This is a genomic window from Njordella calcicola (assembly GCF_056494125.1).
In genome coordinates this window covers 5,906,695-5,930,893 of sequence record NZ_CM151396.1, presented here as the reverse complement: position 1 = coordinate 5,930,893, position 24,199 = coordinate 5,906,695, and the positions used below count along the sequence as shown (strand labels likewise).

The 24,199-nt window shown below is 52.8% G+C and carries 14 protein-coding genes; 3 read left to right on the top strand and 11 right to left on the bottom strand.

The genetic code is table 11. The annotated features are described in order from the left end of the window. Positions 1–57: 57 nt before the first annotated feature. The gene (locus SH302x_RS22790) at positions 58–2,142 is read right to left on the bottom strand and encodes a TolC family protein (RefSeq protein ID WP_479365091.1); all 2,085 of its coding nucleotides are present in this window, start codon (positions 2,140–2,142) and stop codon (positions 58–60) included. A gap of 292 nt (positions 2,143–2,434) precedes the next feature. On the opposite strand from SH302x_RS22790, the gene dprA reads away from it, so the two are divergent. Then, complete coding sequence (dprA, locus tag SH302x_RS22785) at positions 2,435–3,592, top strand: DNA-processing protein DprA (protein WP_479365089.1); 1,158 nt, start codon at positions 2,435–2,437, stop codon at positions 3,590–3,592. 65 nt (positions 3,593–3,657) lie between these two features. On the opposite strand, the gene SH302x_RS22780 is transcribed toward dprA, so the two are convergent. Beyond that, positions 3,658–5,862, bottom strand: a complete 2,205-nt coding sequence (locus SH302x_RS22780) for an FHA domain-containing protein (protein WP_479365088.1) — start codon at positions 5,860–5,862, stop codon at positions 3,658–3,660. A gap of 155 nt (positions 5,863–6,017) precedes the next feature. On the opposite strand from SH302x_RS22780, the gene SH302x_RS22775 reads away from it, so the two are divergent. After that, on the top strand, positions 6,018–11,198 hold the full coding sequence (locus SH302x_RS22775; protein ID WP_479365087.1) for a vWA domain-containing protein: 5,181 nt from the start codon (positions 6,018–6,020) through the stop codon (positions 11,196–11,198). Positions 11,199–11,222: 24 nt separating this feature from the next. Here SH302x_RS22775 and SH302x_RS22770 read toward each other — a convergent pair whose 3' ends face one another. From SH302x_RS22770 to SH302x_RS22740, 7 genes are all read right to left on the bottom strand, one after another. Then, positions 11,223–12,461: an ABC transporter permease gene (locus SH302x_RS22770; protein ID WP_479365086.1), complete on the bottom strand. Its 1,239-nt coding sequence runs from the start codon at positions 12,459–12,461 to the stop codon at positions 11,223–11,225. A gap of 40 nt (positions 12,462–12,501) precedes the next feature. Beyond that, positions 12,502–13,677 carry a phosphorylase family protein gene (locus SH302x_RS22765; protein WP_479365085.1) on the bottom strand — a complete coding sequence of 392 codons (1,176 nt, stop codon included), beginning with the start codon at positions 13,675–13,677 and terminating at the stop codon, positions 12,502–12,504. A gap of 1 nt (position 13,678) precedes the next feature. Further along, complete coding sequence (locus SH302x_RS22760) at positions 13,679–14,479, bottom strand: rhomboid family intramembrane serine protease (RefSeq protein ID WP_479365083.1); 801 nt, start codon at positions 14,477–14,479, stop codon at positions 13,679–13,681. 136 nt (positions 14,480–14,615) lie between these two features. Then, on the bottom strand, positions 14,616–15,443 hold the full coding sequence (locus tag SH302x_RS22755; RefSeq protein ID WP_479365082.1) for an ABC transporter ATP-binding protein: 828 nt from the start codon (positions 15,441–15,443) through the stop codon (positions 14,616–14,618). Then, positions 15,436–17,079, bottom strand: a complete 1,644-nt coding sequence (locus SH302x_RS22750) for an ABC transporter permease (RefSeq protein ID WP_479365081.1) — start codon at positions 17,077–17,079, stop codon at positions 15,436–15,438. Before SH302x_RS22750 ends, SH302x_RS22755 begins: the two co-directional genes overlap by 8 nt. 772 nt (positions 17,080–17,851) lie before the next feature. Continuing rightward, positions 17,852–18,868 (bottom strand): Gfo/Idh/MocA family protein, encoded by a 1,017-nt coding sequence (locus tag SH302x_RS22745; protein WP_479365079.1) that lies wholly within the window; start codon positions 18,866–18,868, stop codon positions 17,852–17,854. A 58-nt stretch (positions 18,869–18,926) separates the two neighbouring features. Then, a complete protein-coding gene (locus SH302x_RS22740; protein ID WP_479365077.1) occupies positions 18,927–21,683 on the bottom strand; it encodes an AAA family ATPase in 2,757 nt (918 codons plus the stop codon). A gap of 496 nt (positions 21,684–22,179) precedes the next feature. Here SH302x_RS22740 and SH302x_RS22735 point away from each other — a divergent pair, with 496 nt between their 5' ends. Continuing rightward, entirely contained in the window at positions 22,180–22,569 is a 390-nt protein-coding gene (locus SH302x_RS22735; RefSeq protein ID WP_479365076.1) for a TraR/DksA family transcriptional regulator, read from the top strand. Positions 22,570–22,790: 221 nt separating this feature from the next. Here the strand turns inward: SH302x_RS22735 and SH302x_RS22730 are convergent, their stop codons facing one another. Continuing rightward, complete coding sequence (locus SH302x_RS22730) at positions 22,791–23,471, bottom strand: RNA polymerase sigma factor (RefSeq protein ID WP_479365075.1); 681 nt, start codon at positions 23,469–23,471, stop codon at positions 22,791–22,793. Between the two features lie 39 nt (positions 23,472–23,510). Then, positions 23,511–24,197, bottom strand: coding sequence for a hypothetical protein (locus SH302x_RS22725; protein ID WP_479365073.1), 687 nt, complete (start codon positions 24,195–24,197; stop codon positions 23,511–23,513). Positions 24,198–24,199 lie beyond the last annotated feature (2 nt).

Here is a 24,199-nt window from a genome sequence, read left to right as displayed (position 1 = left end):
ACGATTACTTTGAATACGATGGGCGGGCTCTTATTTGCAAGTAAGAGCCCGCTTTCTTTATGGCTGCGTCTGATCTGCGTTTTCGAGTACTGAGTTTGCGGCTTCGGGCCTCGCAGCATCACCTACCTCGAGAGGCAGCGAAGAGAGACTGGCCCGGTCGAGGCTGATCAAAGAGCCCGTCGCGAGTTTCGCTTTTGCAATGGCGATCATGTAGTTGCTTTGTGCCAGCGCCCAACTGCTTTCCGATTGGATCAGACGCGACTCGGCGTCTAGGACTTGGTCCAGCAACAACGACGTGTTGGAGTTTTCAACAAATGGATTGCTCTTCCAGCGATCAACTAGATACTGCACTTCCTGGTTAGTCGCCAAAGTCGAATCGACTGCCGCAACATACTCCGCGAAGGAAGCACTTAGTTCGGCGGCTGCAGAAGCGACTTCGGCCGAAACGAATAACAGTTGTTGATCCAGATCAAAAAGCAACTGGCGCATTTGCAAATTGCGCTGACGCATGATTGCTTGAGCGGCGGTATTGTTCCTGGGACGTTGATAGATCACGCCAGCGTTATAGCTGGGGCGTCCTCGCGCAAACTGATCAGCGAACGAGTCCGCCGCAGCATACTCACCGTTCAAGCCACGCACGTAGGCTTCGGTAACAAGATTCAAAGTGGGTCGCAGTTCGTTCTCGGCGATTTGCTGTTGAATGCGGCTGCCTCGAATTTGATCACGCAAGGCAATGACTTCTGGGCGTTGCTGAAGAGCGAGCCCCAACTCGTAGCTGAGGTCACTTTCGACTTTATCATTAAGAGGCATTCCCGTTGGAATCAATTCGACGTTGCCCGCTTGACGAAGTTCTTGAGCCCCAACCAAACTTTGCAATTGCGCTTCGGCTTTTGCCAATTCAGCGGCGGCTCGCTGGACTCTGGCTCGTTGATTGGAAACTGCGGCACGAGCGCGTGCTGCTTGACTTTGTGTGCCGTCGACTTCCGCCCTCGCAGCAATGTTGTCAGAAATGGTGGTAAGGCGCGCAAGGGCTTCTCGGCCTTGCAGCAATATGGCTCGGTTATAAAAGACGGTCCAATAGCTTTGGCAGACGTCAAAAACTTGGTCTTGGATTTGTCGATTGGCTTCGGAGTGACTGATGCCAGCGGCAACCTGTGCAATGGCAATGCTGGAGTAGTTGTAAAACGTTCCAGCACCGCGTCGCAATGGATGTGTGTACCGCACAACCATTCTGGATTCCGCCTGCTGCTTGGGCTCGAAAAACTGAGAGTTGTTGTTTCGCAGTCCTAGTTCTTGTGCCAGTTCCGATTGGCCACCAAAGCGGTTCATTCCTCGGACTCCTAGTTTGTTGTCTAGGAAGTGTTCATTTAAGCGAGGAGCTCCGCCTGTGGTCAGCAGGTTACCAACGGGATCAGAAGTATCATTAAATACCGACTCCACAAACCGATTGCGATCAAAGATGCCAGACGCCTCGTTGATTTCTGCTTCGCGAATTTGGGGCGTTGTCAGGATCGATTGAATTTGCGGCGAGTTGGCTAACGCGAGCCAGATCATCGAATCCAGGTCAACAGGATAACTGGGAGTCCCGTCTTGCCTTAATGGCTCTTGCACTTTGTCATTCCACCAAGGGTCGATCTGAATCGATTCCACCGGCGAATGGGGAACAGCTTGGATAGGTTGTGGCAGCGAGTCTACGGCGTTGCTGGACACGTACTTGGGGCCAGCAGACCAACCGTTCCAGGTTGGTTCGGAGGAGGTTTCGATTTGCGGTTGCGGCGCGGCCAGCCCTGACTCGCTGGGAACTTGCAGCGGTACATCCGTAGGTGGCAGCGAAAAGGGGCTCGGATGGTTCTCCGCGCCCGACGCTAGCGCGGGGGCTTCAGAGACGGCAATTGTCGCTGGGGCTTGAACTTGAGGTGGAGCCAATAGTTCAGGCGGCGGCGAAATTCGCAGGTCAGGTAAACTCTTTACCCCAGATCTTGTGGGCATATCATAGGTAAACTTTTGCGCCAGCGCAAATTCGGAGGTGCCAAAGAAGGCAGCCAAGATTCCTCCGGTCAGCAGGCTAGAGCGCAGCAGCGAGCGCAGGGCTGTTCGCCGATCCAAATATCGGTCATTGCTGTACGCTTGTTGCGATGCCATTGGCTAAGCCTTGGAAGCGAACTTCACAAGGAAACGCTCTCCATCCAGTCAAGGGACGGGGCAAGAAAACATGATAGGCTCCGCTATTACGATCGGGCTACCAGTCGAAGAAACTACAGCGATAGTCGGCGACTGCAATCGTGCCGGTCAAGTGCGATTGCTGCAGACTGCCCAGATGGTAATGTTTGACATCGCCCGCGGACCGTACAGCGATCTTTTCCCATTTCTGCTAGACTGAAACAACTGGTCAGAGGTGTACACCGCACACATTCTTCGCCCTTGTTCCGCCGCCATGGACCCATCACCAATCGAAGCCCCGCAGGCTGCCATCACTCCAAATGAGCACTTTAAAGAACACCGCAGAGCTCTGGTGCAGTTGAGCCTAATCCATGGAGTTGGGCCCCGTATATTTCGACGTTTGCTACAACACTTCGGCAATGCACAAGCTGTCTTGGGCGCATCTCTGAGGGAACTGGCGGAAGTCGAATACGTCGGGCCTCAACTGGCTGCTTCAATTCAGTCTTCTCGACAAGATGACATGGTCGATCGGGTGTGGGAGCATTGCCAGCAGCATCAAGTCAGGATTGTGACGGAGGAAGATGACGAGATACCGCCGTTGCTGTTGGAATTGCCTGACGCGCCGCCGGTGCTGTACGTGCTTGGAAGATTTGAAGTAGCCGACGAACTGTCGATCGGCATTGTGGGGACGCGACACGCATCGCTGTATGGGCGCAAGGCGGCGGAATTATTTAGTCGCGGACTTGCTCGAGCCGGATTAACCATTGTCAGTGGGCTTGCTAGAGGCATCGATACAGCGGCTCATCGCGCCGCACTCGAAGCAGGCGGTCGTACGATCGCTTTTCTGGGCAGCAGTGTGACTGATATTTATCCAGCCGAAAACAAAGACCTAGCCCTGGAGATTGCTAAACACGGAGCCGTTGTCAGCGAAACGCCTCCTTTCGCCAGGACTAAACCGGGCGTATTCCCACAACGCAATCGGTTGATCAGCGGCCTGAGCCTAGGCGTGATTATCGTGGAGGCCGCTGAACGCTCGGGCGCATTGATCACCGCCTCGCATGCTGGCGAACAAGGACGCGATGTCTTTGCTATACCGGGCTCCATCCAGTCGCGAACCTCGCGCGGTTGCAATCGTTTGATTCGCGATGGCGCGATTTTGGTACAAGACCCCAGCGATGTTTTGGACCATTTAGGCCCCCTCTTCCAGCAAACCCAATTGGATGACGAAACGACGGTTCGCCACCCAGCAGAAATGTTGCTAAATGATGCGGAAACCAAAGTGCTGCAGGCGATTCAAACCGAGCCTACGGACATCGATGAAGTTATGGCAAAGAGTGGGCTGCCCATTTCCCAAGTGCTGGCGACCATCAGTGTGCTGCAGATGCGAAAGCTAATTCAGCGTCTGTCAGCGCGTACCATTCAACGACTATAGAATTGCGTCATCGAAGGTTGACCATGCGGATATTAAGTTGGCGCTGCGCATGGTGCCGACAATACTCACCATTTGCTTTGTCTGGCGAATTTCAAGAGTTTGAGCACTTCGCTGAATCCGGGCCTAGCATAAATGCCCCAGAGTTCGGCCGAGTTCACTTCAATGAATATTGCATCGATTGGTTCAAAGAACTCTGCGACATCTTCCGCCTTGCCGTTGGTTAGAAAATTCACCAGTTCAGAGGGCTTGAGAGAATTCAATCCACGACTAGCTTCTTCAGTAGATCGAAACTTAAGCAATGATCGTTTCACAGTCACTGCATCGCTGCGACTGAACGCAAGAAAGGTGGCATCATGCGACCATTTCCCAAGCATTGGCAACATCCACGAAGCGTCATCGGGATTGGCGGCACATAACCATTCGTCAGGTTCCTTGGCCGATGACTGACGCGCTTCTGCCAACCAGTTTTCAATGGTTTCCACATCGACAAGATAACCTGGAACAGCAAATAGCAGTCGACGGCATATCTCGATTGGATCGAAATTCTTGTAGCAACCGCGATACAGCTTGAGACCGCTTCGTGCATGAAACGCTTGGTAGCGTATGGTTTCATCCAACGGGACGTTCTTGGATTGCAAAGCGGCCACATCAATTGGAATAAAATCCTTCGCGGTGGGCTTTGCGGCCGCTGCAGGTTCAATGGCTGCTGCAGGATTTTCAGGTGGAGATGCTAACGGTGTGGGAACAGGTGGCATGACACTTGGCCCGGGCTCAGATTTAGGCTCAAGTAATGGATTAGGTTCAAGCGTGGAATTAGGCACCGATGCAGGTTTGGTAGCCGGTTGGGAAGCTAGGGCCGGTGATTCGAGCGGAGTAGAAGTCGATTGCGGCACAGAGTTGGTAAACAGCAACTTGCAATCACCGATTTGAATGACGGAGCCATCTTGAACCAAAGCACGCGTGATCCGTTCGCTGTCGACGTAAGTACCTGAGGAAGACTGTAGGTCCTCCAGCACAAGCATGCCGGAGGTCAGCAGGATAGAAACATGCCGCTCAGCAATCCCCGGATCGTTCGGGATTCGCACGGCTGCATCAGCAGCCGAACCTGCGATGACGCTTCGCTCATTTTGCAAAGGGAATGTGTAACCGTTGCCAGTAAGTTGGACAAGGACTGCATCGGCGGCGCTTAGGTCGGGGGCGACCGATGGAAGTTTGCGCTGGACCGATTGACGGATCCCGACGGAGGGGGGGGCTTGGATTGGCGGCGATTTGAGGTCTGAAATCGCAGTGGGATTGATTTCTAGCTTGCGACGAGGAACGGTTGGCACGGCCGATGGACTGGGCGGTGGCACATTTTCCGGTGTGCTTTCTAGCGGCGTCGCCGACGGCGAGCCCCAGTGGGCCTCAGCGACCGGCGTTGGTTCACGTCGTGATGCTGGCTGCGGTTGGTCAAGGGGGGGGCTAGACTGAGTCGGTGCAACGCTTGGCTTCAGCAGCTTGACGGTGAATTCGGTTTGGCCAGCTCGCAAGATGTCGTCATCCTTGAGGGCCACTTGGTCGATTCGCAATTCGTTGCAATAAAACCCATTGGTACTTTTTTGATCTTCCGCGATCCATAGCCCCGACTTGTGATAGACAGCGAAATGGCAACTGGACATCAACAGATCGGCAAACTGAATCATCGCCGCATGCGTGCGACCTACCGTGACTCGCTCCGTGGGTTTGATGAGCAAACGCTGTTGGCCTGTGCTTAACTCAAGCTGTATGCCGCTGGAGGGTTCATAGGGCGGGCTGGAGTAATCCGTTTTGGGCGCTGCAGCATAGTTGTGTGGCACCGGAGCTGGGTAAGCAGCAGGTGTCGGCGAGCTGGGGGGAGCATTATAAATATCTGGACTGGGACTGGCTGGTTGTGACCAAGGCGCCTCCGCAGCAGGCTCTTGAGCAGGAGCAGCATAGTTCACGGATTGTTCGATGGCCACCTGCCAGATCGATTGACCTAAACGCAGTTCGTCTCCGTCGTAGAGCACCTTTTTTTGGATGCGTTTGCCGTTCACGAACGTGCCATTAGTGCTTCCTAGATCAATCGCCAGCAGCCCGTCATCGTTGACCGAGAGGGATAAATGGATCGTGGATATCTGCAGGTCGACCGGAACGGGAAAATCAGCGTCAGCCCCCCGACCAATACGAACAGCACGATCGCTGGAAATCATGACGGCGTCATGTTCAACAGCAGGACCTTCAACGGGTAGCAGACGGGCGAACCGGGGCATAGGTTGTTTTTTGGAAGCCGGTTAATGGAGGATCGATTTAAAGATATACTCTACGCTGAAGAGCTTCGACCACCAACCACGTTTTGCTGAACGACGAATTATTCAGGGTGGGTCGGATAATCGGACTGACTGCCAGTTTTAGAGGATAACGTCCCATGTCGGGTTGGAGAGGTAAGAAAAAACCAAGCTCATCGCGGCCAGCCGCAAAGGCTGAAGCAACAAATGTTCCGCCACCCCCCGCGGTGGATTCGGGAACAAAACCCAAGCGTTCTTGGCGAAAAGGAGTGAACGCAACGACCGCGAGTGGCAGTTACTGGGCGACCGGCGGCAAGTCCAAATCGCTGATCCCGCGCAATGTCAAAAAACTTTTCATCGCACTGCTGATACTTTGCGCCGGAGTGGTGCTGATTTCATGGCAATTTATGCGGACTGACGAACCGGTCCCTTATCTCTCGATAGTGGTTAGCGAGTTCAAAGAACCGCTGCTGCCCAATGGTTGGGCTATCGAAGAGCAAAAGATATTTAAGGACAAATCAAGTGGCTTTGATCCGGCTTATGTCAAACTGCGTCCTGAAACAGTCAATAGTCGCCGGGCGCTGGAAGACTTGATTGGTAGGGCACTGACTTCGGACCGTGATCCTCTGGCGGATGAAACGCTGCGTATCAAACCGGGTGGGCCGGGCGAACGATTTGTATTTCGCAAGTATTCCGCCGTGGTCATTCATCTGAGTACACATGGAGTTCTAAATAAGGCAGGCCAGCCTTGCTTGCTGCTGGAAGAATCAGACCCGCTGGATGATTCGACTTGGGTACCGCTGAAAGACGTGCTGCTGAAAGTCAGTGACCGTTGCTCGGCTTACAAAGCTCCCGTCAAGGCGTTGGTGCTGCTGGACTGCTCGCGACAACTGCCCGATGCGAGACTGGGATTGTTTACCCTCGGATTTTCCAAGGAAGCCAAAAGGGAGATTGAGGGACTGCAACGCGATAATCTGGCTGTGCTCCTGGCGACAGACGAGAATCAAGTGGCTTGGACAGCACCTGAACTGGGGGGAACGGTATTTGGCATCAATGTGCTGCGAGGACTGCAAGGCGCCGCGGATAAAAGTGGCAATGATCGCATCACGGTGCAAGAGTTAAGTGACTATGTGACCCAACAAACAAAACTTTATGTCGCCAAGTCCCGAGGGCAGTTGCAGACGCCAGTGTTGTGTTGGGCGAGTAGAGCTGGCAGAGATTTTGAACTATCCAAGGTTAGCAAACGAAAGTTCAAGCCTGTTCAAAGGCCTAGTTTCGAACCGATAGAATGGAGCAAGTACGCGTTCAACAATGGAGTACGCACCGATCCGTGGCGCGACGCGGAATTATTGTCTCGATTGCATCAGCGACAACAATTGGCTTGGGCAGGTCCGGAATATAAATCGAAGCTTGACCGGTTGCAGCCGAGCTTTCCGAGCACCAATGCGATGCTGCGTGGCACCATTGGATATTCGCTTCACCAACAAATGGTCCTTGGCAGCTTTGCTCCAGACGCAAAAGTCTATGTCGAGTATTATCCGCCCGAAGTCGCAGCCCCCCCTCCCGCAGGCGACCAAGCTTTGACAGAATCAAAGTCTGCTAGCGTTGCCACGGCCCAACCCAAACTGGAGACTGATGCGAAAGGTTTTTATCTTTTGGCAGATGCGATTGCCAACTGGTTGGAACATGATCGGTCGATCCCCGAATTCGCCATCAAGCCTTTAGCGGCACCGAAATTGGATCCGCGAAACGATCGCTTGTACGTTGTCTATCATGCTTTGCGATGGCTGCGTCAGAGCCCACAGCGATTTAATGTCACGGATCTTGGTTACATTGTCGAAGGCCTGTTGACTCCGCCCAGCGATCTGGTCGATATGACGAAAGAAGAGGCGCTGCTAAGAAACATTTATCAACATATCAAACTGCGGGATACGTGGCTTTCTGCTGGCAAGATCGGCGTCAACGACCAAATTGCTCCCATCACGTGGAAGTCGCTGCTAGACATTCATGAGCAATATGAAATGGCTTTAACGTTGCATGACAATCGCGCCAGTTTTGCACTCGAGAGCATTTCGCAGGAACTGAGTGACGAGTATCGCCTGATGCTCGACTATTTCTACAACGCGGATTCTCCAGCCACTGTGGATGCCGCGAACAAACAACTAGAACGCGTGGCACAACTCATTCCCCGCGTGGCTGTCCAACGAGATCAATTGCAAGAAGCTTGGCAGCTTTCCGACTCCATCGCCTTCAGTATGCCTCTGCTTTGGAACTGGCAGAATAGCCCCTTACGATTGGCAGGTAAGAATCTGCAGGATCAAAATGGTAGTGAACTGAAGCAACTGCGAGAGGCGTGGCAAGACAATTTAGTGAGCAAGTTGATTGAAGGCAAAGTACCAACTGCGGCAGACATTGCTGCTGCAAGAAACATGTTGGATCAGTTGACTAAGCAGTTCCGCGACGAACGACCTGTAGGCACCAATGTCCAAACCAATGCGATCAGGAATCTAGGCGACCAGCAACTGTTAGCAGCTTTGCGGCCGCTGGATAATAATCAACTGGAATTGGTGAAGCAGACCGAAGCCAAGCTCCAAAAACTTTTTGACGAGATAGATGGCGAGAACTCGCTGCAAGAATATATCAACTCGGCCAGTCCTGCGCCGGATCGAGCTTATGCCGAAGTTGGACGCAGCAGCCTGTTGGAGCACGCTGCGTACATCAATTCTGTGCTTCAATTGTCTGGTGCTGAATCATTGGAGCTGCCTGAGGTTTCAGATGACCTCAGACTGCAAGCCAGCGTCTATGGCGGATTGGTTAGAGAGAAGTTAAACGAGCACGAAGGACGATTGGTTGATTTAGCTCGCCCCAACCAGCGGATCCAATCGCAAGAGCCGCTGGAGTTTAAGGCCGCGGTCGCTGATTTCTTGCAGAAGGACGAGCAATCGCGTTTGGCGGCCAATCTCGTACCGAGTGAACTCTTGCAAAAACATGCTCAATCACCTTCAGTGTCAGCCCGCATGATTGCTGAGCAGCAAAGTCTGTTGTGGCAAGCCAATCGATTATTTGATGACTTCTGGGCCACTCCCCGAATCGACCAGAACTCCTGGTACTTTGACCAAGCGGCTCGTTCATGGATCGACGCTGCAGGTCGACTGGACATGCTGGGATTTGGAGGATCGCAAACGGGCGCTCAAAAGCTTGCGATTCAGAAAACGAGCACTTATCAAGCGTATGCTGCCGGTTGGATGACCATGCTCGAAAGCGATGAACAGGCACCGATAACGTCGGATTCATATCGGATCAAGTTGAATTGGAATGCCAGGCAGTTTCCTGCCGGTCAAGCTCGCTTAAATTTCTATGTGGGAACCAATCCAGAGCAGCCAGTGAAATTAAAGGATCGGGAACTGCTTCCGGAAGTGAATGTCGAATTGGATGTTGGCTCACGGCTACGTCAGCGGCAGACGGTTGAACGAGAAGCGGTTTCCGTCCCGGAGGGCAGTTACGACTATCATCAGTTGGCCGCAACCTATCGCGGTCATGTGGCGCAATTTAATTTCCCGCCCCCCAAGTCCGAAGCACCGCGGGTCTTGGCTTGGAACATTGAAAAGCAAGCAGCATCTTCGATTCTTGTGAAAGCGAAAGCAAAGCCTCGACGCATCGTCTTTATCTTGGACTGCTCATCTTCAATGGGAGGATACTTTGAACCTGCTCGCGATAAACTACTTGAAGTGATTTCCAAATTGAACGAACCTCAGACTGAAATTGCAGTGATCGTATTTGGGCACTCCAAGGATTGGAGCAAGAAGGATTCTGATCGGGAGAGCGATTGGTTTACTCGTACCAATCGCGCTCCAGTGAATAGTCGTCGTCCGTACAACGATGTAGAAGTGATTTTCGATTTTTCAAAACGAGCTATCGACGACGGCATCGTTCATGCGGATTTAAGAAGGGATTTTGAGGCTTTAAAGTCGTGGGGACGCACACCGTTATATCTTTCCATTCTGGAAGCCTGCAAACTGCTTCAGGCCGACTCCAATTTCTCTGGGAACCTGCAGATTATTGCGGTCACCGACGGAGTCGACGATGTTATTCCCAGGGAAGCCGGAACAAATAAGCCGATTTCCGAGTGGGTCGACCAACGGTTCGTTCTGTCGGCGCAAAGTATAAAAAATGCCTTGCCGAGGGATTCTTTTCGGCTAGACATAATCAAGTATAGGAACAGAGAGGATTTCCCGAGCGACTTCTTGAAGTTAAAGGACTCCGACAATCGCATCTCCATTTCAGAGAATGCGGACGATGGTGAAGCTCTTGAGCGAGTTCTGCGCAAATCCCTTAACAGCGACTCGTACAACGTCTACCGAGTCGATGACAAGACGGGTTTGGCAATGCGGAATTCAATCAATCTCGGTCCAGTTGATTTTACACTTCCGGTTTTGGATATCGGGCGAAACCAACCCGGTCTACTTCCCGGCAATTTTGTTATCAAGGTCAGCGAAACAGGTGGCGAAGGCGAACTTCCTTTGACCCTTTTTGGTGGTGAATTGATTGAAATCGAATATGACCGCGACGAACGTAGCGGTCGTCGTTTTCGGTTTCAATCCTTTCGTGAGCGACAGGATGTTGAAATTATCAACGGCAATTGGACGTATGCGGTTGACATTTTGCCTGTGCCAACCCCACCCAAGTTGCAAGGACCAACGCAGATCGATGCGGCCATTTTCAACATGGCGTTAAAGTCTCGCATGCGAGTCGCTATTGAGAACAATGATCGCTATGCGCAGTCTCGTCGACCAGAACAAATCTTAGTCGAATTGGCGCTGGACGAATCCAAAAACAAACCGATCGCTTGGACCGGCGATGTGCAATGGGATCGCGACTTTTTAGTACCCGTCTTCTCGATCCCCATCGATCGGAACCGCGTCTTTCCCGACCTCGATCGACAATCTCGCGACCGCCAACGGTTGGTTGCTAGAATTTGGCTGCGTAAGGAACTTGAAGACCTGCAAAGCTATACGCTCAGTGAACTGAACGATGAAATCGCATTGAGTCCCAACGTAAAGGTATCTGCTTCGTTCAATCCTGACTACAACAAAGGCAGCGTGACTCTCGTCGAACGTTTCGACCAGCCGCAACTGGTAGCGTGGACCGTTCAACCACCGCCCGATGTCTCGCTTGAGCATCGCTTTTACGGTAATCGTGTCGAGCACACCTACACGTACAGCTCTTCGGATGTTCGAGATCAACTCAAATTCACCGCTACTGTCATTGATGAAGCCAACACGAAGTGGGAGCATACCGATTGGTTCAACGCAGCGCAATAAGCAGCGCTTCATGGCAAGCGGTTGCTACTCGTATCGCAGGGCATCGATGGGGTCTAAACGGCTAGCTCGCCAGGCGGGGTAGTAGCCAAACCCGACGCCCACAGCAGCCGAAAACAAGATGGCTCCGGCCGCGGCAGGCAGGCTGACAATAATCGGCCAATCGCGACCGGAAGAAATCGTATTGATGAAATGGATCAGGCCGATGGATGCTCCGATTCCCAGCGCCAGTCCGATCAACCCGCCAAAGACACTGAGCAAGATCGATTCCACCAGAAATTGCATTAGGATGTTCATGGAAGTTGCCCCGACTGCCATGCGAATCCCAATCTCGCGTGTTCTTTCCGTGACCGACACCAACATAATGTTCATAATCCCAACGCCACCAACCAACAACGAGATGCCTGCAATTGCCGACAACATCGCGGTGAGCGTGCCAGTGATCATGCCAAAAACTCCCGCGATCTCCGTCGTGTTGGCAACTTCGAAATCAGGCGGTTGTCCGATCGCAATCTTATGACGATCTAGCATTAACGATTCGATCTCGCGTTGAGCGACTTGCATGACATTGATGCTGCGAGCCGACGCCAAGGCAACATCGATATTATTAAAGTTCATGCGTCGCAGTCTTTTTTGAACCGTCGTATACGGCATCAACAAGATGTCGTCTTGGTCTTCGCCAACGATGTTGGCTCCTTTCTCTTCCAAGACACCGACGACTTCAAAAGGTATTTGATTGATTCGCACGGTGGCTCCAATAGGGTTGCTGGTCTGGAAAAGCTTCTTCGCCACCGACTGGCCAATAACACAGACTTTGTTGTAGTTGGAAATGTCTCGACTACTGAAATAACTTCCACGTCGGACTTGCCAGTTGCGAACCAACAAAAAGTCTTCTCCAACACCTAACATTTCGCGTGGTGCAACATTCGTATTGCCGAAAACGACTTGAGCCGATGCGCCGACGATCGGCGATGCGGCCAAAACACTCGGGCATTCTCGCGAGATCGCCGTGACGTCATCTGCGGTCAAGGTCGGCGTTTTTCCCTGAGCTGCGCCGCGATTTTGCTGATTACCGGGCAGAATCACAATGACGTTGGTGCCCAAGTTTTGAAACTCCGATTGCACTAGCTGGCTGGCAGACAATCCGATGGACACCATTGCGGTGACGGCAGCAATCCCAATCACGACCCCTAGGATCGTGAGCGTTGCTCGCATTTTATTCTTGGCCAGCGCACGGCTCGCAATGACGAATGTTTGAGGCAACATTTACATGTATCCAAAGGAAAACAAGTGCTTGCAGGATCGACTAATCTTCAGGACCACCCAATAGCGGTTCATCCATCGCTCGCAAATCGCTGGTCGGCAAGCCATCTGGATAAGAAGCCCGCACATAGCTCAGCGCGGCTTCGGCGATTTGAAGATGTTGGCTTTTGGTCGCTTGATAAAACTCATTGGCTGACTTGGGCAATTTCGGACTGCCATGCAGGGGTTTATCGGAAATGCAAAGCAAGGATGCTGATGGGATTCGATATCGGAAGCCATTGGCAGCAACCGTTGCCGATTCCATGTCCACTCCAATGCTGCGACTGGCTTTCAAGTCAGCCATCTTGCGGCTAATGGCCAATTCCCAATTCCGATCGGCCGTCGTATACACGACACCGATGCGATAAGGCAAACTGCGCTCTTCGAGTACACGAGCAAGATTGCGGTTCAACAAAAAGCTAGGAGTTACCGGCACGGATCTGGGCAATGCATCGTCCAAGACATGATCATCACGCATATAACTGGACGCTAAGACAAAGTCGCCAATCTCTTGATGGTTGCGGATACCGGCGCAGTGTCCAACCATCAGCATGGCATCGGGGCGAAGGACCGCCAGATGGTCCGTCAGATTCTTGGCATTCGAAGGTCCAACGCCGATATTGATGATGGTTAATCCATTGTTATCAGATGCCAGATGGTGCATGGTCGGCATTTGGACATCGATGCGATTGGAGACCACCGCATCGGGATGCAACTGTTGGAATGCCGTCATGTGCATCTGGTAGTTGGTCAGAAGCACATAACGTTGGAAATCTTCGGCGCGAGTGCCGGTGTAATGTTCTAATCGTTCCAGAGACAGTTCGACGCGTTCGGGCCCGAACAAGAATACTTTTTTCCGCGTTTGATCAAAGTTCGATTCGTCGATACTGCTGATCAAACTGGGGGACGAAAGGTCGACGCGTTCCTGCGAAGGCGTGATTTCGATCTCAGCGCCTTTCACAGCCAGCTTGTAAAGCTCGCGGCGCAAGTACCATCGATAGGCGGTTGGGCGAGCGATCTTGCCAGTGATGGTGGGGTTATGCCTAGACCAATGTCGCAGCACGGTAACCTTGGAGTACCTTCCCCCACGGTAGTTGGCCTCCATTTGATCGCAAGCTTGATCTAGTAGTACGGCTAAGTCTGAACCTGACTGATTCGAGATACGAAACACTTCCGACATTTTAAAGACCTAAGAAACCATGACGATGACGCTGCTCTTCCGGGACGGGAGGCGAGGCCCAATGGGCAGCGTTCATTGCCAGGGCCACGACGAAGCCAGCAACGAACCCACCGATATGGGCCCACCAAGCCACACCTGCAGCACCTGCTATTTGACTGTTGAGCCCATTGTACACTTGGATAATGAACCAGACTCCTAAAAAGATGGGAGCAGGTATCGGAAAAGTGGTAAACAAGATCGGCAGCGGAATCAACGTCTCCACAACCGCTTTGGGATACAACATGACGTACGCACCCATCACCGCCGCGATCGCGCCGCTGGCACCAATCGTCGGCACAGTGGACGCCGGATCCACTGCGATCTGCGCTGCACAGGCTAACACACCGCCAGCAAGGTAGAGCAAAAGAAACATAACGTGCCCTAAGCGATCTTCGACATTGTCGCCGAAGATATGCAGGAACCACATGTTGCCAGCGAAATGCAACCAGCCTCCATGCAGAAAGATGCAAGTCACCAGCGTTAACCAATCGTGGACCGCTGCCGGCAACAAGGCTCGCTGGACTGCCGCTTGCTTGTAACCCAGGGGAGTCTGCACAAGGACAACGTCCATGCGCTGCAGCGTTTGATCACCAGCATCGTCGTTTACGACTCGCGCTGGCACCATTCCCCAACGTTCTACAATCTCATTCACGCGATCTTGAGCAAACAACTGGATCGCAAAAACCACCGAGCAGGCGACGATCAGCCCATAAGTAACGAAAGGGCTCGTGCGTGGCGGAATATTGTCGTGCAGCGGAAACATCGGTCACAATCAAAAGCAAACGCATTTCGACGCCGTAGCCAACTACGGCACTGAAGTGCGTAAAGATCAGACGTCTAGAATCCCATATCAACTGGCCGCTGTCCAGTGACAAGCCCATGAGGTTGACGAATTGGATCTAGCTGGCATCTTCCACGCGGCCGTGGACCAACCGCACGATATTGTTGCATCGGCGAGCAATTTTTTCGTCATGTGTTACCATGACGATGGTGAGATCGTGCTTCTTATTCAAATGCTCAAGCAACTGCATAATGCCTTCGCCGGTTTCTTGATCCAAGTTACCTGTGGGTTCATCGGCCAATAACAAACGCGGCTTGCCAACCAGTGCCCGCGCGATCGCCGTGCGTTGCATTTCGCCTCCCGAGAGCTCTCGCGGACGATGGTGGATGCGATGCGATAATCCGACCAAGTCAAGTATTTCTTCTGCGCGACGCTTCAACTCTTTGCGATAACGCATGTACCGGAACATTGAATAACCAATCATGGATGGCATCAAAACGTTCTCGAGCATCGTCAGTTCTGGCAACAAGTGATAGAACTGAAAAATCATTCCGATGTCTTGATTGCGTAGCTGGTCACGCTGCGCACGTGAAATGTTGTCGATTCGCTTGCCATCAAAGTGGACTTCACCTTCATCAGGCCGATCCAGCGTGGCCAGTAAATGTAGCAGCGTGCTTTTGCCGCTACCGCTCTGGCCGATGATTGCTGTCATCGCGCCGATTTTCGCTGAGAAGTCGACTCCCTTCAGCACCGGCACCGTCAGCGGCCCGCGTCGATAAGATTTATGCAAGTTTGTTGCGTGCAATAGGCTGCCCGCAGTTTCTGGCTCATGCTCAGGGATACGATGCAATCGCAAGACTGCGGGGCGACCCGCTCGGCCCGGTACGGGAACCTCAGTCGCCGCAAGCAAGGTTGGCTCTTGGTCATTCACGATAACGTTATTCATAGCGTAGTGCCTCCACTGGATGCATGCGGGCGGCGCGAATCGATGGCAGCACGCTGGCTAGCACCGCGATTGCGACTGAACCGAAAATTACCCAGCCGATCATGCTCGGGTGAACGATCGTCGGTATCTTTGTAAAGTAATAGACGGTCGGGTCGAACACCTCGCGTCCGGTAACACGCTCTAATATCGCAGCGATGTCGTTGATGTATTTTACGAACAACAGGCCTAGGATCGCTCCAACACCCGATCCGGTGATGCCCAGCAAAAGTCCGTACAACAGGAAGATGCCAGCAACGGTTTGCCCCGAAGCACCGAGGCTTTTTAAAATGCCAATGTCTCGTGTCTTTTCAACCACGATCATAAAGAATGTTGCCAGGATGCCAAAGCCAGCGACGGCAATGATCATGAACAACAAGATATTCAGAATCGTGGTTTCCATCTGAACGGCCGCTAAAAGTGGCCCCTGGGAATCACGCCAAGTACTCACTTGCACAAACATCGACTCGGCAGGAAACAACGCTTGTAATCGATCTCTGGCGGAAGCCAAATCCACACCCGGCTTCAGTTTGATTTGGATGCTGCTTACGGCTCGACTGCCGCTGGATGGATCAATCATGCCGCGGACTTGCTGCAGCTTCTCGATCGGCACGAATGCGAATGTCGAGTCGTATTCGCTCATCTGACTTTCGTAAAAGTCAACGATAGTAAATCGTTCGTCCAAAGCCCTAGGAGGAGTCCCTGCGTTGGGCATGGCAACTGTGACATCGTCTCCAGGCACCAAATAGTGATAATCAATCACGTCCCCCAGTTCATCACGTGTGCGAACGCTACCCAAACCTATTCCCAATACAATCCCAGTGTGCGTGTCAAACTCAGAATCAAACACATGCGCAGATTCGGCTGGATTTGACGCGGCGAAACTTGGCCCAGCGGCCGGATTAAATTCCGTTGCGGCCATCGGATTGACGATCGACGTATCGGACGACGAGTTTGCATCCATAGCGGTCAAGGATGTGGGCGGAGTGAACTCGAAGGTGCCTCCGCTGGAGATCACTTCGGTCCCCGAGTTTCTCTTCAAGTTGTCGCGTAATTGTTGAGCATGCTGCTGCTCACGTCGAAGCTCTTTTTCTAATTGTGCACGGCGACGACGATGTTCCCAGCCTGAACCCAACAAAGCTGGACGATTCGTCTCATAATCGCCTTCGCGTAAAATAAAGTCGATGCCTTGGCGATTCTTCGGATGAACAAGATATTGGCTAAAATCGCTGACCGAAGCGTAGGTTTCGCGATCGATCCCAATCAAATTGATCTGCTGAGTATGCGATTGGCCGCGTACCTGGAACGTCAGCATTGCTGGCACCGCCACAACGGTCGTCATGCCTTCGACTTGGTCCCCCAAAGCTCGACGAACTTGGTCTTCGAAGAAGCGAGGATTCGAAATTCCATTGGACGATCGACTTTCAATGACAATGTCCGATAGGATCCCGTGAATCCGGTTATGCATCTCCTCGGTAAAGCCGTCCATCACACTATTGACGACAATGAGCGTGGCGACCCCGAGAGTTACCGAGACGATCGAAGCAATAGCGATCCAACGTGTTCGAAGGTAACGCCAACATAAAAGAGTTTGAATCATCGGCCATCCTTGCCGCAAATGATGTCAATGGTCGTAAGCACTGCCGGGCCAGGGTAGCGAAATTCCTTGTCATGATGGAATACCATTCTCCCAGTTTTCCGCTGACCACCCGAACAGTAGCTCCATGCAGCGCTATTGGTGGGATGAGCCTCAAGTTCTTATTCGAGGCGGCCAAGCAGATTTCCGGTCCCAAAAACGACGGCATTGGGATGCTCTAGGCTCTGTACTTTAGACCGGTAGGACCCCTTGCCGTTCGACCGACTGACGAAAACTGGGGCATGGGGTGCTGATTTATTAGGCACCTAACGCAATCGGTGGGGGCACGTCGAATTCGATCCGAAGATTTCATTAAATTTCGGACAAAGACTAATTCCGAAATCCGCGCCCTAATCGCGTCGGTTTTTGCCAGGACGGCACCCTTGCAGGCCTCTAAAGTCCCCTAGGCGCGGTCGCGGCAAGTTTTGGATTCACCTATGGTACACCACCTGCATTTAGGTCTTATCAGTTCTGATGATGAATGAAACCCGCTTGTTCATAAGGAGCTAACAAAAAACCACTAGCGTCATTCAGTCTCACTACCCGGATTGTTTGACGCATCAGTGATTAGAGCCGCCAGCTCTGTACCTTGTATTGCACAGTTGAGGGGAGGGAGAGGACCCTTCAATTGTGGATCTTGGTCGGACGGCGGCTTTTTTCGTTTCTATATCGCAGTTTTGCCGACCAGTTCTAAGCGGCGTTTTCGGCGATTTTGGGCGGCCGTCGCCTAGTGCTGTTATCCTGGCAGATGCATGCGCTGAGCAGCAATCATACTTTCTCTGGCCAGTGCAACGATGTTGATCGCCGTATACATGTCGTTGAGATTTTCCACGCGTTGAAGCGGGCTTGTGACACAGCGGTGAAACTGCTGCAACAACATTTGACAGCCCGACGGCTCGTGCTCCAGGCTTTCTTGGTGGCGACCGGCTGAGTCGAACCAGACTAAACTGCTAGGCAGATCGACAAACGCCAGCCCGTTTGTACAGCATACTTGAATGGCCGCTGGCGGACGAAACGCGATCGCTTCATGCCACTGCGCCGGAATGTAGGCCCCACAGGAGATTTGAGCTAAAACCGAATCGCTCCGGCGCTCAGGATCGCCAAAGCCTAGCGAAACCACTTGATAGTCAGAAACCGCCGGGTTTTGGACGAATGGATGGCGGATCGCTTGTACCCAAGTGGGCTCCTCGTCCACCAAATAGCGACACCAATCGACCAGTTCGACTAGTTCCCGCTGCGCTCTGCCATGCAGAGCGTTGGCAGATTTTTCAATCTCCACTGAGTCATTCGGCAGTCGGCGATGGCAAAACAGCAGCCGCGGTGCGCCTAAACGAGTGGCGATTAGTTCCTTTAATCGAATAGTGGCCGGCGCGAATCGACGAGGTAGTTCGGATAGAAAAGCGACCCCTGAGGCCGTTACCCGCTGACGGATCTCGTCCATCGTAACCGGGTCCAGATGCACATCCGATCCGCAAAAGATTGCTTTTCCTGCTTCGCAAGCCGCATAAATCGGCAGCGGTCCATACCAATCAGACTCCAAAGCAATGATGGCGTCGATATCTGGTCGAGCGACCATGGAGCGGAAACTAGATTCGCTATCTGCGTCGAACTGATGTGCAACTTGATCGGCGAGCGCCGACACCGAATTGTAGACCGACCGTACTTCGAAACGATCGCGCATCTGCATCAGCAAAGGGCCGTAAACTGTTTTCCAATCGCGACTCTGGCCAACCAAACCAATGCGCAGTTTCATATAGATAATTGTTCGTTGCGATACTTCCAACCATTGATCTGCGTTAGTGTAATCGTTTTTACGAACGCTTTGAAGTAAGGCCCGTGTTTTGTGTCGCCTCAAATCCCCAAATCAAAAAGATGAGGTAACCGCAAATCATTCCCAAAAATGCCACGTTCATCGCTAGGCCGTTAAGCAGCAAGATGGCGGTTCCAATAACGAAACCGAAGGCCGAAATACCGAGCTTACCCATATTGCTTTGCTTGCTGGGGGTAGCCGCTTTGGTGGTATTGCTCTTGGCAATCGCAGTTCTCGCCGTTTCATTGGCCAATTGTCGCATCGCTTCCAGATTTACCGCTTTCTCTGGCACAGCCGAACGAGGCGTGTAATCTTCCGCAGTCAGGGTCGAGGAATCGAAGGCGAGTTTCTCCAGTTTCGACTTCAGCACGGTACTGGTAGGCGGCAGCGTCTCCTGAACCTTGGTTTCGACTGGCTTGGGAGCCGGCGCGGTTCGAATCGGCGGCGGGACTGAGGTGCCGTTGGAGTCCCCTTTGACTCGAGCTAGCAACCGCTGCATGTACTCTTCGACCGACTCTTCCTCGTCGTCTTGAGCGGGCTCCGATGCCTGGCTAGAGGAAAGCTTTCCAACGGTTGACTGAACCTCGGAGGATAGTTGAGATTGAAGCCGAACCTGTTCCGCTTCGCCAGCCTCACGACTTAGCCCTTCGTCGTTGTAATCTTCGGACTGGTGGTAGTCTCCGGTCTCATCGCCGCCATCGGCCACATCAGACAAGTGAGCTAAGCTCGAGTCGCGACGAAGCTCCGATGGTCTGCTGGTGTAGGATGCGCCTTGCTCGTCTTCGATGACCAACTCATCTTGCTCCGCTTTAGCCTGAGATAAAAACGCGCTTTGCGAGTCGCGGACAGGCGTATAGACTGCCGAGTCCAAGCGGCTGTCGCTTGCATAGGGCTCTTGATCGAAGTCTGCTTCATACCGGACCTCAACTTCAGCATCCAGCCGATCTTCAGCAGCGGGCTCCTCAGATTCAACCTCGGACTCCGCCTCATAATAGGTGCGCGATGCTAGTTGTCCCAATCGTTCGACGGTCTCATTATATCGATCGCCACCATTGCGTATTGAATCGGTATCGTCGTCGACGTCGTCGGTAAACCAAGCGGGCAGTGCCGGCGCTTGACTGCTAGCGGGAAACGAGTCTTCGCGTTGGTTGGGTGGATCATCCGAGCGATACGAAGTCTGCCATTTCGAGTCTATCGCATCTGCATCGTCGCTGGCTTGTATAACTTCAGAATCACGAGTTGTGCGTTGGATCGGAGAATAGCTGGCCGTCAGCGGTTTGGACTGCTCGTGATCAAAGTGTGAATCATCGCTTTCGTCATCAGTGTGCTCATACCCTGCATCGTACTCTGGCGCGCGATTGGCAAACGATTGGCTCTCGTTGGTTGCTGCGTTCACCAAGTCGGATGATTCATCCTCAACGACCGAATCGACGGCATCCTGCAACGACGGCGTTGGCTCGTCTGTTTCGTCGCGCCAAACTTGCTCGAGGCCTTCAAAATAATTCAGCGGCTGATCGGCGTGAACTACTTCTTCATCCGACTGAGGATATTCAGTCGACGCGTATTCCGCTTGCACTTGCGGATCGAGCTCGGGAGGCAACGCTGGCTGCGGATCGAGCGAGCCCAAACTGGCGTAAGGATTGTAGTCCGTCGTTTGGCGAGTTGGCTGGTACTCTGCTTCGGACTGGTACTCAACGCTTTGTTGATACGCACTATCCTGTTGGTATTCAACGCTCTGTTGGTATTCAACGCCCTGTTGCTCGTAAGGCAGTGATGGCACGGCGACGGCTGCTCCGTATCCGTATTCCACGGGCAATTCTGGCTCAGGCGGATGGAGCAAGCGGTCTTGAAGCAACGCAAGTTGTTCGGTGAGTAACGCGAGCGAGTTTTCCACGGCATTCTCGCGTGTCTGCGTTGATTCGTCAAAACGCATCGCGATCGCTTCGAACTGTTGGCGCATATCTTGAGCCATCTGATGCATCGACGAGTCGCTGGCCTCTAGGGCTTGGATCACGCGAGCATTCAGTTGTTCAACTTCCGCGCTCAGGGCTGGCAATTGGCGTTCAAGCTGCTCGAAACGCTGTTCGATCTCTGCCGTTTGGGCGGTAGTTGCGGTGGCGACGGGGGGAACGAAGCTTTCCCACTTTTTCGACAAAGTCTCCAGCGAAGATTGCAACGGAGCCAAGGACAGGCTGATCGCTTGGACCGTGCTGCTCACCACTAATTCTTGCAATTTCTGCTCGCTGATCGCGGCCGTGGCATTCGCCGCGCTCGCAGGGGCCATCGCAGGATCAATTGTTTCAGCGGTCGGTGCCAGTTCCACGTCATGCGAAGCGTCGGCAGAGGTTGCTGGAGTCGATATCTCGTCTGCGACAGATTGGTAGACGGGCTGGCGCACATAGGCGGTTGGATGGACTACAACCCGGACTTCGCCCACCGCGATCGTGGTGGGTTGGTCGATCAACCATTCGCGAACCCAGCGGTCGCTAATGGACATTTGCCCATGATGGCATTTCACCAGCGTGTTGCGTCGTCCGAAGACAACGGACAGATGGCCAGGGCGCAGATTTTCGATGCGGACCGAATCTGCGGAAGATGAACCAATCAGGCAAGTCTGGGACTCGATGTTCCACGACCCAGCGCCTGTGGAGTCAGAATCGTTGCCCAACACTTCGATTCTTCCGTAGACCTTGGTAAGAGCCGGCTGCCGAGCGACGTCTGGGCTAATTTTCGAATTGACGTGAGTTCGCGTTGCCATTCTTCTCGATCAAGTTCGCACCCAGGTACGATTGCAGATGCCGCCGGACTTGGACCTGCACATCGAATTGCAAGTTGCGGCCAGCCGCAGCGCGCAAGTTTCCACGATTTACGGTCCTTGGTCTCTCTATCGGCCAACGGACGAGCAAAATGCGTCCTAGCTCGATAATTTCTCAAGAAAGTCTGTTTGGCACATGACTTTCGATAGTCGCTGGTGGACATTTCCGTTCGTGAGGGCTTCCTTCGGCCAATGGGGCAGATTCCGAAATAATGCGGCGTAGAATCACACTTAATCAGTGGTTAGGTTAGACAAGTGCGACTTGCAGAGTTCGGACAAACGAAAATTTGAGAGAAAATCGCGAAGCGGATAGTTTTTCAGAACATAACCCACGAAGTTGCGTAATATAGTACGACTGCGGTCTCAAGCCAAACTCCTGGAGCAGTTGAAACGGTCCCTCCAGTTGGCCAGACCCATTTCTTGTAGAAAGAGGTTTACTATGTCCCGCCAAACCGCGCTCGCGAAACTTCGCGACGTTCTCCTCCGCCGACGCGATGCCATTCGAAATGCACTCAATGGCGACCTCACACTCCTCCAGCAGATTTCCAAAGACGGCGGTGATTCCGCCGATTACGCGATGGATGCGACCCAAGAAGAGCTCAGCAGCCAGTTGGCTGAAGTGGAAAGCCGCGAGCTAGGGTCGATCGAAGACGCTCTCGGGCGTATGCGTGATGGGAACTTTGGGAACTGCGAATCGTGTGAGAAGCCGATTCCGTTAGCTCGTCTTCAAGCAATCCCGCACGCTACGATGTGTATCGCTTGTGCCAGGCGGGAAGAAATGAGGCCTCGCTCCTATGACAATACCGAGCCAGATGCCGAGTACGCTTAGCAGCATCACACGCCCTGCCTACTGACAGTAAATGCCCAAGACCAGTCTTTATTTATAGGCTGGTCTTGTTGCATTAATCAGCCGCAACACGCTATCACTCAGCTTAATGCGTTAGCCTACCAATCCTGTTGCGGAGACTGGGCACAAGGCCCAACTTCGCGTTGGTGATTGCGCCGCGGCGTGGTCCAAATCCCACTCGGCTCATTCGGCTACTCGAATGCTCAATCATCAAATAGATCGGGGAACAACTCGCGAGAAAGATTCATGCGCGAGAGCAACGTTCGAGTGCGGCTAAGAAAATCCGCTTTATAGTTCGCAACCTGCTGCTCGGTCATGTGCAATCGAGTTGCGACCTCTTTGTTTGCAGCCCCCAACACGATCAGCATTTCGATACACATCAGCTTCTGGTAGTCTTGCTTCGACTTCCATTTGTCGACTTGATCGCGCAGAGCACCAATCACTGCGTGTTGCTCAGCAAACGTTCGTTCGTTGCTCCGCATAATCGACGAGGCCATCCTCTGCGTGGCTGCGGGTTCATGCCGCATACCACTGGAATGGTCATTGGTGGAGTTTTCAAACGAGATGAGTTTGCGTCTACCGCAACGTCGCAAATGGTCAGTGATCTTGTACGAACAGATCTGATAGAGGTATGCTTCGATTGACCTTGATCCATCAAAGTTGGGGAGGCTGCGATAGAAGCCGACGAAAGCTTCTTGAACAATATCTTCTGCCGTCGATCGATCGTTGACGCGGGCCGTTGCAAAGGCCAACAAGCGACCCTCATATTGGTCGATCAGCAACTGCCATGCAGCGTCATCGCCGTCGCGAATCTGTTGCAGCCAGACACCTTCGGCGGTTCGAAATTTTTGAGCCGCTTCTGGCGATGCAGTTGAATCCGACATCCAATTATCCTTTTCGTAACCGCTCGTCCGCGGCCAACATCATTTTTTGTTGCAACACTTCATGGAAAACCCCAGATGCATCAAGCCAAAAACCGCGATGGCACTGAGCATCATGCTGGCGACTCGAATCGATCGTGGTAGCCATTGCGATTGCTGGTTCATTTCAACCAACTCCGCACGTGTCATGGGATCAACTTGCATTTTAACCCAAGCGGAATAAGTCATCACCCCGTCGACTTGGCGTTCTACGTAGAAACGGTCACGATCATTTGTCAAGCGATTCATGACCCACTGGGCATCGACGCCACGCAATGCTTTGATGTCAACTCCCAATTGCTTTTGTGCATAGGTCATAAAACGCTGAAAAGCGATCTCAGGCAGTTTCTGTTCGCATTCGTCCATCGACCGGCAAGGCAACGTCGTTATGATCAACGTGTGCAGATCTCCGGTTAGCTCATCTTCCGCAGCAACCCAATCGGGCCGCTGAGCCGGCAGTAGCTTCTCGCTCTCGAGTGCGTTCTCTACGGCCTGCTCTACCGTATCGAAGTCGGCATCGGAAACTTCGGCTTCGGCTTCGTCTGCTTGCTCTTCATCCAGTGAAATGGCTTGCTGCGTGTAAGCAACTGAAGTTAACTTGGCATCGGAATACGTGACCGGTGAATCGGCATTGCAACCGAGCAGAAAACATGGCAGGGCGACGATTACGAGACGAGATAAATTTTGCATGG

Excerpts from the sequence above, each read along its gene's own strand:
- dprA (WP_479365089.1), top strand. The coding sequence starts at position 2,435 with ATGGACCCATCACCAATCGAAGCCCCGCAGGCTGCCATCACTCCAAAT.
- SH302x_RS22755 (WP_479365082.1), bottom strand. The coding sequence starts at position 15,443 with ATGAATAACGTTATCGTGAATGACCAAGAGCCAACCTTGCTTGCGGCG.
- SH302x_RS22740 (WP_479365077.1), bottom strand. The coding sequence starts at position 21,683 with ATGGCAACGCGAACTCACGTCAATTCGAAAATTAGCCCAGACGTCGCT.
- SH302x_RS22730 (WP_479365075.1), bottom strand. The coding sequence starts at position 23,471 with ATGTCGGATTCAACTGCATCGCCAGAAGCGGCTCAAAAATTTCGAACC.
- SH302x_RS22745 (WP_479365079.1), bottom strand. The coding sequence starts at position 18,868 with ATGAAACTGCGCATTGGTTTGGTTGGCCAGAGTCGCGATTGGAAAACA.
- SH302x_RS22775 (WP_479365087.1), top strand. The coding sequence starts at position 6,018 with ATGTCGGGTTGGAGAGGTAAGAAAAAACCAAGCTCATCGCGGCCAGCC.
- SH302x_RS22750 (WP_479365081.1), bottom strand. The coding sequence starts at position 17,079 with ATGATTCAAACTCTTTTATGTTGGCGTTACCTTCGAACACGTTGGATC.
- SH302x_RS22790 (WP_479365091.1), bottom strand. The coding sequence starts at position 2,142 with ATGGCATCGCAACAAGCGTACAGCAATGACCGATATTTGGATCGGCGA.
- SH302x_RS22780 (WP_479365088.1), bottom strand. The coding sequence starts at position 5,862 with ATGCCCCGGTTCGCCCGTCTGCTACCCGTTGAAGGTCCTGCTGTTGAA.
- SH302x_RS22765 (WP_479365085.1), bottom strand. The coding sequence starts at position 13,677 with ATGTCGGAAGTGTTTCGTATCTCGAATCAGTCAGGTTCAGACTTAGCC.
- SH302x_RS22735 (WP_479365076.1), top strand. The coding sequence starts at position 22,180 with ATGTCCCGCCAAACCGCGCTCGCGAAACTTCGCGACGTTCTCCTCCGC.
- SH302x_RS22760 (WP_479365083.1), bottom strand. The coding sequence starts at position 14,479 with ATGTTTCCGCTGCACGACAATATTCCGCCACGCACGAGCCCTTTCGTT.
- SH302x_RS22770 (WP_479365086.1), bottom strand. The coding sequence starts at position 12,461 with ATGTTGCCTCAAACATTCGTCATTGCGAGCCGTGCGCTGGCCAAGAAT.
- SH302x_RS22725 (WP_479365073.1), bottom strand. The coding sequence starts at position 24,197 with ATGCAAAATTTATCTCGTCTCGTAATCGTCGCCCTGCCATGTTTTCTG.